Origin of the sequence: Paenibacillus sp. P2(2022) (assembly GCF_029522175.1) — a bacterium.
Lineage (GTDB): Bacteria > Bacillota > Bacilli > Paenibacillales > Paenibacillaceae > Paenibacillus > Paenibacillus polymyxa.
Genome location: NZ_JAKWFI010000002.1, coordinates 290,809 through 305,930 on the forward strand (window position 1 = coordinate 290,809; position 15,122 = coordinate 305,930).

Genomic DNA, 15,122 nt, shown 5'->3' on the forward strand with positions numbered 1-15,122 from the left:
ATTATGTTATACTGTGAGGGTTAAATATTATGATGAATGGGAGCAATACAATCTGTGACACAACGCAATGAACAATCCGTAATGCTGGTTGACGGCATGGCCCTGCTTTTTCGTGCTTATTATGCAACCGCTGCAAACGGTTATATCCGTCGTACAAAAGCTGGAGTACCAACGAACGCCATATATGGTTTTATTCGATATTTTTGGGATGCAGTTCAAACCTTTAATCCTACACATGTCATTTGCTGCTGGGATATGGGTGGAACGACATTCCGTGGGGAACATTTTGCTGCGTATAAGGGCAACCGTGCCGACGCGCCAGATGATTTGATTCCTCAATTTACTTTGATCCGTGAAGTGACGGACAGCCTCGGCATTCCCAACATTGGGGCGGAAGGCTTTGAAGCGGATGATTGTATCGGTACGCTCGCACGTCATTATTCGCAAAATGAGGATATGGATGTCATGATTCTCTCGGGAGATCATGATTTACTTCAATTGGTAGATGAGCGGACACGGGTCATTATTATGAAAAAAGGGCATGGAAATTATATGGTATATACCCCGGAGACCCTGCTGTCAGAAAAAGGGCTTAAGCCAAGCCAAGTGGTCGACCTCAAAGGCTTGATGGGTGATGCAAGTGACAATTACCCGGGAGTACGCGGAATCGGTGAGAAAACTGCCCTCAAGCTGGTGCAGGAGTACGACTCCATTGAAGGCATTCTGGAAAATCTGGATCAATTGACTCCATCGGTTCGTAAAAAGATCGAGAGTGATTTGGATATGCTGCATCTTTCACGCAAACTTGCTAAAATTCACTGTGATGTGCCTGTTGCGTGTGCTTTAGACAGCTGTCTGTTGACGCTGGATCACGTGCAAATTGTCGATAAGTTTGAGCAGCTTGAAATGAAGAGCTTGTGTACGTTGATGGGTGTCGCAACCGGATCATAATGAAGCTGTTAGGCTTGTGCTGTGCATTTCAGGTGGACTAAGTTATATAGGGATGCTGGCGCTTGGTGCGTTAGTGTCCTTATTTGTATACAACTAACTCAGCTTAGGTATATAACCATGTGAAGGATTTTATACAATTGTGATAAGGGGATTGACCTTAGGCTCGTTTCAGGTGAATATAATGGAGAGAGATCATGGAGAGGGGATTACAGCAGCTATGACAGTATTGGGAGCAATTGAGGCAGGCGGTACCAAATTTGTATGTGGAATTGGAAATGAACGAGGAGAGGTATTGGAAAGAGCAAGCTTTCCAACAACGACTCCAGCAGAAACCATGGAGAATGTCATTGCATTTTTTGAAGGCAAGGGGATTGAAGCGCTGGGTGTAGGCTCATTCGGACCGATTGATCCTATCGAAGGCAGTGATACATATGGTTATATTACAACAACGCCAAAGCCGCATTGGGGAAATTATAATCTGATTGGCAAACTGAAGGAGCATTTCGATGTACCTATGGGGTTTGACACGGATGTGAATGGAGCAGCACTGGGTGAGTCCATTTGGGGTGCCGCTAAAGGATTGGACAACTGTCTGTATATTACAATAGGTACAGGCATCGGAGCGGGTGCTTTGGTTGGCGGAAAGCTGGTACATGGATTATCCCACCCGGAAATGGGACATATTTTGGTACGTCGTCATCCAGAAGATCACTATGAGGGCACATGTCCATATCATGGAGATTGTCTGGAAGGACTGGCAGCGGGGCCAGCACTCGAAAAAAGATGGAAGGTTAAAGGGCATGAGCTTTCTGTGGATCACCCGGCCTGGGAAATGGAGGCGCATTATCTGGCCCAGGCTTTAATGAGCTATGTATTAATCCTGTCACCGCAAAAAATTATTATGGGCGGCGGAGTAATGAAGCAGGATCAATTGTTCCCGCTCATTCGTACCAAGCTTCAACAACTTTTGAATGGGTACGTACAGCATCTGAGTCTGACTACAGAAATTGAGCAATATATCGTATCTCCGGGCTTGGGTGACAATGCTGGATTGTGCGGTGCTCTGGCTTTGGCCAAGGAAAAGCTGAATTCTTAGAATTTATGGTTGACGGTACTCCGAGGTCCGGTTATCATATAGGCAACAGCATAGTACGGATCAAAAAGGGAAGCACCTTTCTTGCGAATACGCAGGATAGGTGCTTTTTTTTACGTTTGTGTATTGTGCGAGTCAGTCATTTTAACCTTATGAGGGAGGAAGAACCATGGAGATTGTATTTTTAAATCGCTTGTCCAAACGGAATGAACAGGGCTGTGAGGACTTTGCGCAGGTATGGATCGGACAACATGAAGGGGGATGGAGTGCAGGCTGGAGCACACATCATGTACCAGATGAAAGTATAGACGACCTTTGGTATGAAGGCAGTTTGTGGCAGGAATTACTGCATGTATACCGTCATGAGCTGGCACTCAAGATGGCTGAGGGCTACAGGCCTCTAATTCATGGCGTTTTTCATGAGCAAGAAGGATCATCAGGACGTGGACAAACGCTACAAAAGCTGTATTGCTATAGTGATTTGTTTCCGCGTGATGAAGTGTATGAACAATTAACATTGTGGAGACGGCAAAAGGCAGCAACTGAGCGAAAAGCACCTTATTTTATCGCTACGAATCGACTACTTCGACTCATCAGCGTCTATCTTCCTCATACCGAAGAAGAATTGTTAGAACTACCTGGTATGGGCCTGGGTAAGGTGTCGCAATATGGGACGGAGCTATTGGCTATAACGAAACAAAATGATCGGACCACGCCCTTTCCGCTGAACTGGGTAACAGAGACACTTGAAGAAGAAGTTTTTTTGTCATGGCTGTACAAGCAAAAAGAAAACCAGTACAGACAGGAACTGAATAAGTTTAGCCTGACTAGAGCGATTATCGAGGGCATTTCGGACGGTCTTTCACTGGAGCATATCGGAATGAAGACAGGCTTGCACCGTCGAGAAATGATTGAAGCTGTGGAGCATTTGGATAGGGATGGAATGGATATGGAGAAGCTGATCCGCAAGGAATTGGCACATGTATCAGAGGAGGAGCAGGCAGCCATCTGGTCTGCTTATGCAGAGTTGGGAGATACGCTGCTCAAGCCCATTATGCTAAAAGTGTATGGAGAAGAAAAAGCGACGGAAGCAGGGCTGGATCAAATTTATGAGCGACTGCGACTGATTCGTATACGGTTCCGCCATCAGGAGGTACCTGACCGACATGTTGGATAATATAGAGACGATTGAAAGTGTCCTAAAGTACAAATAAGGTGCAGCATAAAAAAAGCAGCAGCGAGTTCCTCATAGGACTCGGCTGCTGCTTTTGATGACCAAGCTTGAAAACCAAATAATTCAAACCCAATCCTTCTTGCGGAAAATACAGAACATACTGACACCTAGTGCCACCATAATCCCAATGACGACAAAATAACCATAACGTGTATGAAGCTCAGGCATATTATCAAAGTTCATCCCATATATTCCGGTAATGACCGTCAACGGCATAAATACGGTTGTAATGGCGGTAAACACACGCATGATTTCATTAGCACGGTTGGCGATACTTGACTGATAAGCTTCTCTAAGGTTCCCCATCAAGTCGCGATAAGTTTCGAAAGTCTCCGAAATTTTCACAGCATTTTCATAAATGTCGCTAAAATATTTTTGTAGTTGATCGTCGATAAGCCGCAAATCCCGTTTGTTCAGGGTATTGATGACTTCCTTTTGCGGGCCGAGCACTTTTTTTAGCCATAGAATCTCACTGCGCAATCCGATGATTTCGTTCAAGTGCGACTTTTTCGTATGCATTAGAATGTCTTCTTCCAGCTTTTCAATACGAACTTCAATCCGGTCACCAACCAGAAAATAGTTATCAACGATCAAATCGACCAACAGATACATAAAACGGTCAGGCTGGCTAACTTCCTGCTCCCACAGCATAGGCTTGAGAGTACGAAGCTCATTGATTTTCTGCTTGGTCACCGTAATGATAAAATGGCGGCCGAGAAAAATGTTCAAAGCACGCAAAAATATTTCTTCATCATCAAAACGAATACTATTTACAACGATAAAATAATGGCTTTCATAAATTTCAATCTTTGGACGCTGTTCTTCTTCACTCAAACAGTCTTCTACTGCAAGATCATGCATAGAAAATAAGGGCTGAAGCACTGTCAGATCCTCGACATCGGCATCAATCCAATAAAAGCCTTCTGCCGGTGCAGTGAGCGCCATTTCAATTTCTTCGACAGGGGTAAAAACCCCGTTGTTAACCAAACGGATTTTCATATATGTCACTCCTTATGCTCCGTCGTAACGGAAATACGTTTACCTTAAGCATAAGGAATGGACTCAGTTAGCCAGTTAGCCGGTGCGGGTAAGCGTGCATACCATCAAAAGCAGAAGGCTTTTGGAGCATGCGGAGCCTGGCGTCCCGTCTTTCGGCAAGCTGAAGTCATTCCTATGCTGTTGTTCAGGGATCGCCGCCTATTCGGACTCGGGTCGCCTTCCATTCCGGATTCACCTCACAAATGTTCTTTTTTAGGTTGCCACAGTATCGAAGAAAACACTCTAATCTACACTGTTGCACCGTATTTTTGCCTATTAGCACTTGTATAGTATAACGCTCGGCCTACGGCCTTTCAAGGGCAAAATCATGGGCTAAATCAACAGCAGTCATATGAGCTTCTGCGAAAGGGGGCATATGATTTAACCTATGGAAAAGGTAGACAAAATGTGAATGCAGGGCACAAATTTACAAGTCCATCTTGACGAAGCCCAGCCGATGCATTAAAGTGAACAACAAGAACTTTGTGAACCCAAAATGAATATAGCGAAATCTTATCAAGAGCAGGTGGAGGGACTAGCCCGATGATACCCGGCAACCGGCGATTTTATCGCACGGTGCTAATTCTTGCAGGACTCGCGCTTTGTACAAAGAAGCGTAGCCCTGACAGATGAGAGAGGCGCATATGGATACAAATATGACCTTTCTCTAACCGAGAAAGGTCTTTTTATTATATGCCCGGCATCTCTACCAGACGATTTTCGCACAACTTACCGATCAAGGAGTGAGTTTACATGCCGATTAAAATTCCAGATACACTGCCTGCTAAGGAAGTACTGGAGGGCGAAAATATTTTCGTAATGGACGAAAGCCTGGCTTATCATCAGGATATTCGTCCGTTGCGCATCGCCATTTTGAATTTGATGCCTACGAAGGAAACAACGGAAACCCAACTGTTGCGTCTGGTCGGCAATACGCCGTTACAAGTGGATGTCACGTTGGTGCATATGAAGTCACATGTATCTAAAAATACATCGCAAGAATATTTGAACATGTTTTATAAAACGTTTGATGAGATCAAGAACAGTCGTTTTGACGGCATGATTATTACAGGAGCCCCCGTAGAACAACTTGAGTTTGAGGATGTGACCTACTGGGAGGAGATCCGGCAAATCTTTGAGTGGACGAAAACAAATGTTACTTCGACCATGCATATCTGTTGGGCCTCACAGGCAGGCTTATACCATCATTTCAATGTTCCGAAATACGGGCTCGATACCAAATGCTTTGGGGTATTCCCACACACCGTTATTAAACCTAAAGTGAAACTGCTACGCGGCTTTGATGAACTGTTTTATGCTCCCCACTCTCGGCATACCGAGGTTCGGCGGGAAGATATTGACCATATTGCCGAATTAGAAGTTTTATCCGAATCCGAGGAAGCTGGAGTGTACCTGGTAGCCACGCTTGATGGTAAACAAATTTTTGTAACAGGGCATTCTGAATATGACCCACTTTCGCTGAAATGGGAATACGATCGCGATATAGCCAAAGGACTGGATATTGACGTCCCCAAAAATTATTATCCTAATGATGATCCTGGACGCATACCGCCCTCGATCTGGCGGGCTCATGCCAATTTATTATTTTCAAATTGGCTTAACTATTATGTATACCAAGAAACACCTTATGATATCGGACCTCAGATTTAAAAATGGGCTTGTAGTTTACCCTTATACAGTACCACCTTGCAGTAGCGCAGCAGTATAGTCTTGGACATCCATTTTTGCAGCATATGTTATAGCACCTACTATGGAAGTGAACAGGAGGATTCATATGAGTGATAAGCAGTGGAGAATCGAAAGCAGATTGGCACAAATCGGTTCAGTAGAGGAGCCAGTAACCGGGGCTGTTAATTACCCGATTTACCAATCTACGGCGTTCCGCCATCCCCGTCTGGGTCAAAGCACAGGGTTTGATTACATTCGGACGATTAATCCCACGCGAAAGGTACTGGAAGAGGCTGCTGCTGCACTTGAATCTGGTGATGCAGGCTTTGCTTGCAGCTCAGGTATGGCAGCGCTGCAAACGGTATTTGCTTTGTTTGGACAGGGAGACCACCTCATTGTATCGCTGGATCTTTATGGCGGGACCTATCGTTTGCTAGAGCGTATTTTATCCAAATTTGGTGTGACCGCAACTTATGTGGATACAAACGATCTCGAAGCACTCCAACAGTCATGTCGACCGAATACCAAAGCCGTATTCATAGAAACGCCTACCAATCCGTTAATGATGATTACTGATATTCAAGCGGTGGCTACATGGGCATCACAACATGAGTTGCTTACTATTGTAGATAATACGCTGCTAACACCATATTTCCAGCGGCCATTGGAACTTGGTGCGGATATTGTGGTACATAGCGCAACCAAATATTTGGGCGGACACAACGATGTGCTGGCAGGGTTGATTGTAAGCAAAGGAAAAGAGCTGTCAGCTGAAATTTCCTTCCTGCACAATTCCATAGGGGCCGTGCTTTCCCCAAGCGACTGCTATCAGTTGATGAAGGGGATGAAGACGTTAGCGCTACGTATGGATCGACATGAGCATAATGCTACGGTGTTGTCTAATTATTTACTGACGCATCCAGCAGTGGCGGAAGTATTTTACCCGGCGCTTGAGGGCCATCCAGGTCGTGAGATACAAAATAAACAATCCAGCGGAAACACGGGTATTTTCTCTTTCAAAGTAAAGGATGCTCGCTATGTGGAGCCTTTGCTTCGTCATATTAAGCTTATTGCGTTTGCCGAAAGTCTAGGCGGTGTGGAATCGCTAATGACCTATCCTGCTGTGCAGACACATGCGGACATACCGGCAGAAATTCGGGATGCAGTCGGGGTAGATGACAGGTTGCTTCGTTTCTCCGTAGGTATCGAGCATACAGATGACCTGATTGAAGATTTGCGTTCGGCACTGGAAGCGGCACGTCAAGAAGTAGAAGGAGGGGAGCAGCAATGATAGAGGATGCGAGGAAGATCGGAGAGGATCTGGACAAAGGGCGGAAATTCGCAACCAAGCTGCTGCATTTTGGCTCTGAAATTGATAGTGTTACAGGGGCATCAAGTGTCCCGATCTATCAAGCTTCGACCTTTCACCATCATGATATTTTTAATCCTCCACAGCATGATTATAGCCGATCAGGTAATCCGACACGACAAGCATTGGAAGATTATATCGCCTTATTAGAAGGTGGAGCTTGTGGTTTTGCCTTTGCATCAGGTATGGCTGCTATCTCCACTACATTTATGCTCTTATCCGCTGGTGATCATGTCATTGTTTCGGAGGACGTATATGGAGGAACATATCGACTGCTGACCTCCATCTTGAAACGGATGAATATCGAAACGACCTTCGTTGACATGACGGATCTCAACCTTGTGAAAGAGGCGTTGCAGGAAAATACAAGGGCTGTGTATATGGAAACCCCATCTAATCCGACCCTCAAAATTACCAATGTAGCTGGAATAACCTCTTGGGCTAGGGATAATGGACTTTTGACGTTGTTGGATAATACTTTTATGACACCTTATTATCAACGTCCGATTGAGCAGGGAGTCGATATTGTATTGCACAGTGCGACCAAGTTTTTGGGTGGACACAGCGACGTACTGGCAGGGCTTGCGGTAGCTCGTACCGAATCGTTGGGGAGACAAATCAAGCAGCTTCAAAATGGATTAGGTACTGTGCTGGCACCGCAAGAGTCTTGGCTGCTCATGCGTGGTATGAAGACACTGGAGGCGCGTATGGCTCACAGCGAAAAAAGTGCAGCTAAGCTTGCCAATTGGCTAAACGAGCGCAATGACATTGAAGCGGTATACTATCCGGGCCTGGAAAATCATCCAGGGCGTGTGATTCATGAGAGTCAATCGAGCGGTTATGGTGCAGTGATATCGTTTGATGTGGGTTCGGGTGAACGTGCAAAAGAGGTCCTCAGTCGCGTACGTATTCCCATTGTGGCGGTGAGTCTGGGAGCTGTGGAAAGTATTTTGTCGTACCCAGCAATGATGTCACATGCGGCAATGCCGCAAAGTGTACGGTTGGAGCGCGGGATTACAGACGGACTACTTCGTTTCTCCGTAGGTCTGGAGGACATTGATGACCTGATCCGTGATCTGGATGAGGCGCTGAGCTAGAATGTTAGACGCCCATAGCATCTCAACGTTATACGAAGGAAGCAAATAGGTACAGCCCTAAGCAGCAGGTTTCCGGTATTCAGGAGACTTGCTGTTTTCTATATGAAAGACATGATAGACAGTGTGAAAAAAGGCACTTTTCAGTCTAAGTATGGTTCCTTACCAAAAGATATGTTAGTATTATCATTAGGTTTTACTATGCTAAATAGCACAGACAACATACAAGGCTAGTCATGAACATACATTACGGCAGGGTTCGAACGCAGGTTTGTGAAAGCATTCTCGTTCATAAGTCCTGTCTTTCATTTCGTCGCCCTGTGACAGCGAAGGAGGATACACCATGAGTGTAATCGACCATATTTTAGATAAAGCCCTGCGCGGCGAACGCCTGAATTTAGAGGATACCGTTGCTTTGTTCGAATCAGACGAGGTTGAAAAAATAGGTCATGCGGCGAATAAAGTCATGAATCGCATGCATCCCGATCCCATAAAAACCTTCGTCATCGGACGAAATATTAACTATACGAACGTGTGTGACGTATACTGCCGCTTTTGCGCTTTTTACCGCAGACCGGGTTCCGATGAAGGTTATGTTTTGCCGGATGAGGTGATTTTCCAAAAAATTAAGGAAACGCAGGATGTAGGTGGCACCGAAATCTTAATGCAAGGCGGTGTAAATCCAAACCTGCCGTTCAGCTATTATACCGATTTGCTGAAAGCTATTAAGGAACGTTTTCCAGATATTACAATGCACTCCTTCTCACCAGCTGAAATTCACAAAATGAAGGAAAAATCCGGCCTATCCATGGAGGAAACGATCCGAGCCATTCATGAAGCTGGATTGGATTCGCTGCCGGGTGGAGGCGGAGAAATTTTGGATGACCGTACACGCCGCAAAATTAGCCGTCTCAAAGGCTCCTGGCGTGATTGGATGGATGTCATGCAAACAGCTCACAAGGTTGGGATGAACACAACGGCTACCATGGTAATCGGATTTGGCGAGCTGATGGAGGAGCGTGCGCTGCATTTGCTGCGTGTCCGTGATGCTCAGGACGAATGCATTGAAAACAAATATAATTCTGAAGGATTTCTGGCCTTTATTCCTTGGACCTTCCAACCAGACAACACTAATTTGAAGAAAGAACGCCAGACGCCAGAGGAATATTTGAAGACTGTAGCGATCAGTCGTCTTGTTTTGGATAACATCAAGCATATCCAGTCTTCATGGGTAACGATGGGACCGGAAATCGGTAAAAAATCACTGTACTACGGGTGTGATGATTTTGGCAGCACCATGATTGAGGAAAATGTAGTTTCCGCTGCAGGCGCAACGTATAAGGTTAACATCGAATCCATTTTACAGTTGATCCGTGAGACGGGTCACATTCCGGCACAGCGCAATACCCGTTATGATATTATTCGTACTTTTGACAGTGCCAGCAGTATTGAGCATGACTTTATTATGCAAAATTAATATCAGCTAATATCGTACATTATAAAACGCTTATCTTTCACTATCCTATGTACAAGGATAGTGAAGATAAGCGTTTTTGTGCGGAAGAGTGAATACTACAATATCTTTAATCTTTTTTCTATTATGGTTAATATATTTGGGCTTTGCTACGTTTCCAATCGCTTCATATACATGATCTCAGCCTGTGGGTCTGCCATTTGGATGGCCGCCTTAAAGCGCTGCAAATCCAAAAGATGAACACTGTAAATGATGACCATTTGTTCTTTTTTATCTGATTCGCTTTTAATCTTGCCCTTTATCTGGGCGGCAGAACCTTCAATAGGTGTGCTGTGTAAACGCAACCTGCGATATATGGCATCTTCGACAGTTGGCTGTTTTTTGCTGACAACACAGACCATGCGTCTCAGACCAGTAAACATCAGCCGAGTCGTTTCATAGGCAGCGAGACAGGATAAGGCGGAATAGAGGGCTGGCTCCCAGCCTAACACAAAACCAGCCGTAATGAGCAGCAGGCCATTACACAACATTACGATCTGTATTAACGGAATTTTCCGATGAATTAGCAACAAAGTGGATGGACGGCCATCGTCAGATTCGCTGAGTCCTAATGAATCAAGCAACCCTCCGTGACGAGCTGTCAGCGCTGCCCCAAGCCCAATACAGATTCCGCCTCCCAAAGCGCATACGACCGGATGGCCACTCACTGCCGGAAAAGGCGAGAGAATGATGGCTGAGCCTGAAAAGGCAAACAAGCCGGGGAGTGCGCGAAGCAGCATGGGTTTGTGAGTAGACAAAGAATACAGCAGCATTAGTGGCAAGTTTAAAATGAATAGCAGTAACCCAAAATGCTCCTGTGTATAAAGCGACATGAGTCTGGAGATTCCCGTAACGCCTCCAGCGATCATATCATGCGGATGTAAAAACAATTCCAGACCGACGGATGCCGTAATTCCGCCAATTACCGTATAAAAGACAGGGAACCTGCTCGCATCTCCTGAAGCGGGCTTCACAAGCCGCCTCATAAAGTTTCGGCATGTTTTACAACGTGCGGCATAGCCTTCCCTCCTATGGATTGTCGTATCCAGCTTTTACAGTTACGCCGATTTGCTTTCTTCCTTTCGTAAGCGAGGGTCCTTAAATTTGAATATTTTGTTTAGCATATTAAAGATAGGCTTTGACTGCTTTGTCAGAAGCGGTCCAAGAATGGCCAGTATGAGTACATAGATGGCTGCAAAAGGTTGAACAATATCAAGCAAACCGCCTTCTTTACCCAAGTTGGCCATGATGATCGAAAATTCGCCTCGCGCCACAATAGTCAAACCGATATTTGCGGATGCTTTGGGAGATAGGGACGCTGTACGCCCAGCCAGCATACCCGCCCAAATGTTACCAAGTAGTGTGAGAAGGACTGCTGCCAGCGCAAGCCATATGGCGTTACCTCCTAGAGACAGCGGATCAATGGACAGTCCGAAACTGAAGAAGAACAGGGCACCAAAGAAATCGCGGAAAGGAACAATTAAATGCTCAATCCGTTTGGCGTGTTCCGTTTCGGCCAGTACCAGACCGACCAGCAGGGCTCCAATAGCTTCTGCTACATGGATCGTTTCTGAAAAACCAGCCACCAGAAACAGTGAGCCAAAAACAACGAGGCCGAATACCTCATTGGAGCGGATACGGAGAATCCGATTTAGCAGAGGGACGGCCTTTCGACCGATAATAATAACTGCAAGCATAAAGCCAAGTGCGATGAGTGCCGATAGCAGTACACCCCCGAGCGAGGAAGAGTCGCTAAGAACCAATCCGGAGAGGATGGAGATGTAGACGGCGAGGAAAACATCCTCAAACATAATAATACCTAAAATCATTTCTGTTTCAGCATTAGCGGTACGCTTGAGATCGACTAGCACCTTGGCTGCAATCGCACTGGATGATATTGTCGTAATTCCGGCAATAACTAGTGTCTCGGCTACAGGAAAGCCGCTCAGGAAGCCGAGAGCCAGCCCCAGTGTAAAATTGATGCCAATATAAATGGTACCGCCCACAGCAATGGAACGACCTGATTTAATCAACCGACCTACTGAGAACTCCAGCCCTAGGTAGAAGAGAAGAAACAGCACTCCGATTCTCCCCATAAAATCAATAAACGGGGCGCTTTCGATAAACCGAAAATCAAAATGCCATAGCTCCATCGCATGAGGTCCAACTGCCATTCCGATCAGAATATAAAAAGGGATGACCGAGAAGCGCAGTTTGGAGGATATCAGCCCCGCTGCAGCGATTAGAGCAATAGCCAATCCAACCTCAAATACCAGATGATCCATCCAATCACCCGCTTCCGTTCATAAGGATTTGTTTAAAGCGTTTCTGCTGGTCACGTTCTCCAACAACAACTACAGTGGCATCATCGCTAATAATCACTTCAGGGCCAGGATTTACATATTTTTTTCCCTTTTTCTCCACAATGGCGATAACCGTGGCACCCGAATTTTGCCTTACATCAAGCTCCCCAATGGATTTGCCTATACTTGCATAGTGGGATTCCACTCTGTACCATTCGATAATAAAATCGTCAAATGTCATCTCTACACTTTCGAGCTGCTTGGGCTTATAAGTCATACCACCGATGATGGAGGCTATTAATCGTGCTTCCTGATCATTCAGGGTTGTCATAGAAATGCTTTGTTCCAGATCCTCGTAATCAAAGTGATATAGCTCACGTCTGCCGTCATCATGAATAATAATGACAATTCGGTCGCCACTCTCCGCATCAATTCGATACTTAATTCCGATTCCTGGCAAAATAGACTCTCGAATATCCATTTATAAAGCCTCCTGTATAATACGTTTATTTAAGTGAATGATATGGGAAATAAATCACATACTTTGGAAGTGATATGAAAAATTAGATTGCATTAAATTTTAAATAAAAAATGGAAAATTAAATTTTACGCAGTAGATGAATAGGAAAAGTTAGCAAAGAGACATGCAAATGTGGTGATATGCATGCTAAAAGGAGGTTAAGCCACATAACTAGAGGTAAATTTGATGGGGAACAAGAACAATTGCTTCTTTAGCTTACAGATGACAGGTATAAAAGGCAGACGTAGCTTAGGGATGCTCATTAGCAGCACAAGCGCTATCAGAATGACAAAGGGAAGTGATTTAGCCGCAGCGATCACCAGATGCAGTAATGGGGAGGATTTGCGCACCGCTGGTTTGGAATGATGTTCCAGACCGTGAGAATCCGTTTCTAACGAAGTAACATCAGCATGAAGCATAAGTGAAGATCCCGAAGTAAACTGAAGGGATTGAGTGGTATCTTCCGCGTGAAACGTCACAGGAAGGGACAAAATCTGAACGAGGCTCAATATGACGATCATGAATGTGCGCAGCATGTTCAGCATCGTTGACATCTTATCTCCTCCCTCTTGTGAAAAATTCATATCACTATAACCTTAACATACCCCGCCCTAAATATTCAAACGTCTTTCGGTTTTTACCTAATCACGGTAATTGTTTATAACACGCTTAACGTCTCTTTGAAACCTGATCGGCCTCTTTTGCATATGTCTTTTTGTTTCCAGTCGTTCACTTCGTATAACCCTTCAGAGGCCGCCATATACTGAAAGCAGTGATCGAAAGGAGTGAGCCAATGGAACTGTTTACAGTGTGGACCAATACAGACGGAGATCAAGAAACCGACCGTTTTTACGAAGTGGTCAAAAGTAGAACCAAGGGACTACATATGTCACGGCGCGGATTTCGATTCACTTTCAGACAGCTGGACAACAAAGTGGCATGGACCTGCAAGGGCACTGAAAGCAATTCAGCGTTTGAAAGCTTTCTTCCCTGTGTATACAGCATCATGTCTTCGGCAATAGCGGATTATATTATCGAAGTCAGGGAGTGGGGGATTCTCGATCATATTCTCAACAAAGCCTGCTCGTTGCTGGAGAAAGAGGACGTTGAACAAATTCGTAGCATGATTCGCTCACTGTTAAATGATGATGGTCCCCGAGGACGTTTAAAGCGCCATGGTAAGCTGACCACCCTCTTGGAAAAGGACTTTAAGGAGCTTCGTGTAATCAATTTGGAAGGGCTTATTCAATTCAGACTGCATGCGTACAAAAAAGAGCTTGAAGAAATCGTTGACTATGCGATGGAAGAATTCTGGGCAGATCGGCAATACGAAGAATTTATGGGGCTGCTTAAATATTTTGTGTTTTTTCAGGAGAGCAAAGTTCCACTCGTGCATGTACTTCACCAAGGCGGGCATGATTTTATCATTCTCGATAGTGCCATGGTGCCCATACCGACTCCTGATGCAGATGATATTATTGTGGAAATGCCCGGTATTGAACTGGAGATGGAGGTAGAGGATCGAATCGTCAGCACTCTTATTTCGATATCTCCTGCTTCCATTATATTGCACACAGACGATGAGCACACCCCTATTGTGCGGACGCTTCTGCATATTTTTGAAGACAAAGTGAAGCTGAGCAGACTTTATCCGGGGCAGGATGTTCAAAAATAATTAATAGTCCGTATAAACTCATGGATTTCTGGAAAGCCTTTGCCTCAAGGGGAGGTTTTTTATGAGATCCATGTTGGTATGGAAACGGGTTTTGGGAACCATGTTAATCGCAATCTGTCTGGTATTATCCGGCAATGAGGTTTACGGTCACAAAGAACCGGTCCAGCATAAGAAATGGCAATCCGCACCTGTTATAGCTCCACGCGAAGAGCAGGTTATTACGACCATGACGGTCACGGCAACAGGTTATACAGCAGGGTATGAATCCACTGGCAAACGGCCGAATCATCCCGGTTACGGTATTACGTATTCCGGTGTAAAAGTGCGTCGTGACAAAAATACACTGTCCACGATTGCGGCTGATCCGAAGATGTTTCCTTTGGGCAGCATATTGTACATTCCAGGTTACGGTTACGGGATTGTAGCAGATACAGGTTCAGCGATTAAGGGCAATAAAATTGACTTGTATTTTAAAACAATCCGGCAGGTGTATTCTGAATGGGGCAAGAAAGATGTGGATGTTCAAATCATAAAAAAAGGAAACGGCAAGTGTACCGAAAAAATGATAAAATCGCTGCAAAAGGCGATAGAAACGCATAAGACCATTCCGCCCGAGACACTGGATGCTTCCATATAATCCTTG

General features: G+C 45.0%; 14 protein-coding genes and 1 riboswitch. Of the genes, 9 read left to right on the forward strand and 5 right to left on the reverse strand.

Translation table 11 applies throughout. The features are described 5' to 3' along the window. Window positions 1–54: 54 nt before the first annotated feature. From MMB75_RS08530 to MMB75_RS08540, 3 genes are all read left to right on the forward strand, one after another. The gene (locus MMB75_RS08530) at window positions 55–951 is read left to right on the forward strand and encodes a 5'-3' exonuclease (protein ID WP_016820523.1); all 897 of its coding nucleotides are present in this window, start codon (window positions 55–57) and stop codon (window positions 949–951) included. A 217-nt stretch (window positions 952–1,168) separates the two neighbouring features. Then, window positions 1,169–2,047: an ROK family protein gene (locus MMB75_RS08535; protein ID WP_181955914.1), complete on the forward strand. Its 879-nt coding sequence runs from the start codon at window positions 1,169–1,171 to the stop codon at window positions 2,045–2,047. A gap of 166 nt (window positions 2,048–2,213) precedes the next feature. Next, window positions 2,214–3,221: an HRDC domain-containing protein gene (locus MMB75_RS08540; protein ID WP_016820521.1), complete on the forward strand. Its 1,008-nt coding sequence runs from the start codon at window positions 2,214–2,216 to the stop codon at window positions 3,219–3,221. Window positions 3,222–3,341: 120 nt separating this feature from the next. Here the strand turns inward: MMB75_RS08540 and corA are convergent, their stop codons facing one another. Then, complete coding sequence (gene corA / locus MMB75_RS08545; protein WP_013370115.1) at window positions 3,342–4,277, reverse strand: magnesium/cobalt transporter CorA; 936 nt, start codon at window positions 4,275–4,277, stop codon at window positions 3,342–3,344. Window positions 4,278–4,826: 549 nt separating this feature from the next. Further along, window positions 4,827–4,952: riboswitch (SAM riboswitch) on the forward strand. Between the two features lie 117 nt (window positions 4,953–5,069). Here corA and metA point away from each other — a divergent pair. The 4 genes from metA (at window position 5,070) to mqnC (ending at window position 9,945) form a co-directional block, all read left to right on the forward strand. After that, window positions 5,070–5,987 carry a homoserine O-acetyltransferase MetA gene (gene metA / locus MMB75_RS08550; protein ID WP_016820520.1) on the forward strand — a complete coding sequence of 306 codons (918 nt, stop codon included), beginning with the start codon at window positions 5,070–5,072 and terminating at the stop codon, window positions 5,985–5,987. Window positions 5,988–6,111: 124 nt separating this feature from the next. Beyond that, window positions 6,112–7,296, forward strand: a complete 1,185-nt coding sequence (locus MMB75_RS08555; protein WP_016820519.1) for a PLP-dependent transferase — start codon at window positions 6,112–6,114, stop codon at window positions 7,294–7,296. Further along, window positions 7,293–8,471, forward strand: a complete 1,179-nt coding sequence (locus MMB75_RS08560) for an aminotransferase class I/II-fold pyridoxal phosphate-dependent enzyme (protein ID WP_016820518.1) — start codon at window positions 7,293–7,295, stop codon at window positions 8,469–8,471. Before MMB75_RS08555 ends, MMB75_RS08560 begins: the two co-directional genes overlap by 4 nt. Window positions 8,472–8,811: 340 nt before the next feature. Further along, complete coding sequence (gene mqnC, locus MMB75_RS08565; RefSeq protein ID WP_016820516.1) at window positions 8,812–9,945, forward strand: cyclic dehypoxanthinyl futalosine synthase; 1,134 nt, start codon at window positions 8,812–8,814, stop codon at window positions 9,943–9,945. 146 nt (window positions 9,946–10,091) lie between these two features. Here mqnC and MMB75_RS08570 read toward each other — a convergent pair whose 3' ends face one another. The 4 genes from MMB75_RS08570 to MMB75_RS08585 form a co-directional block, all read right to left on the reverse strand. Beyond that, window positions 10,092–10,955: a YitT family protein gene (locus MMB75_RS08570; RefSeq protein WP_016820515.1), complete on the reverse strand. Its 864-nt coding sequence runs from the start codon at window positions 10,953–10,955 to the stop codon at window positions 10,092–10,094. An 84-nt stretch (window positions 10,956–11,039) separates the two neighbouring features. Continuing rightward, the gene (locus MMB75_RS08575; protein ID WP_016820514.1) at window positions 11,040–12,266 is read right to left on the reverse strand and encodes a cation:proton antiporter; all 1,227 of its coding nucleotides are present in this window, start codon (window positions 12,264–12,266) and stop codon (window positions 11,040–11,042) included. A gap of 4 nt (window positions 12,267–12,270) precedes the next feature. Continuing rightward, complete coding sequence (locus MMB75_RS08580; protein WP_016820513.1) at window positions 12,271–12,765, reverse strand: cation:proton antiporter regulatory subunit; 495 nt, start codon at window positions 12,763–12,765, stop codon at window positions 12,271–12,273. A gap of 197 nt (window positions 12,766–12,962) precedes the next feature. Then, complete coding sequence (locus tag MMB75_RS08585; protein WP_016820512.1) at window positions 12,963–13,358, reverse strand: hypothetical protein; 396 nt, start codon at window positions 13,356–13,358, stop codon at window positions 12,963–12,965. Between the two features lie 239 nt (window positions 13,359–13,597). On the opposite strand from MMB75_RS08585, the gene MMB75_RS08590 reads away from it, so the two are divergent. After that, window positions 13,598–14,479 carry a putative sporulation protein YtxC gene (locus MMB75_RS08590; RefSeq protein WP_016820511.1) on the forward strand — a complete coding sequence of 294 codons (882 nt, stop codon included), beginning with the start codon at window positions 13,598–13,600 and terminating at the stop codon, window positions 14,477–14,479. Between the two features lie 61 nt (window positions 14,480–14,540). Then, window positions 14,541–15,116 (forward strand): 3D domain-containing protein, encoded by a 576-nt coding sequence (locus MMB75_RS08595; RefSeq protein WP_016820510.1) that lies wholly within the window; start codon window positions 14,541–14,543, stop codon window positions 15,114–15,116. Window positions 15,117–15,122: the final 6 nt, after the last annotated feature.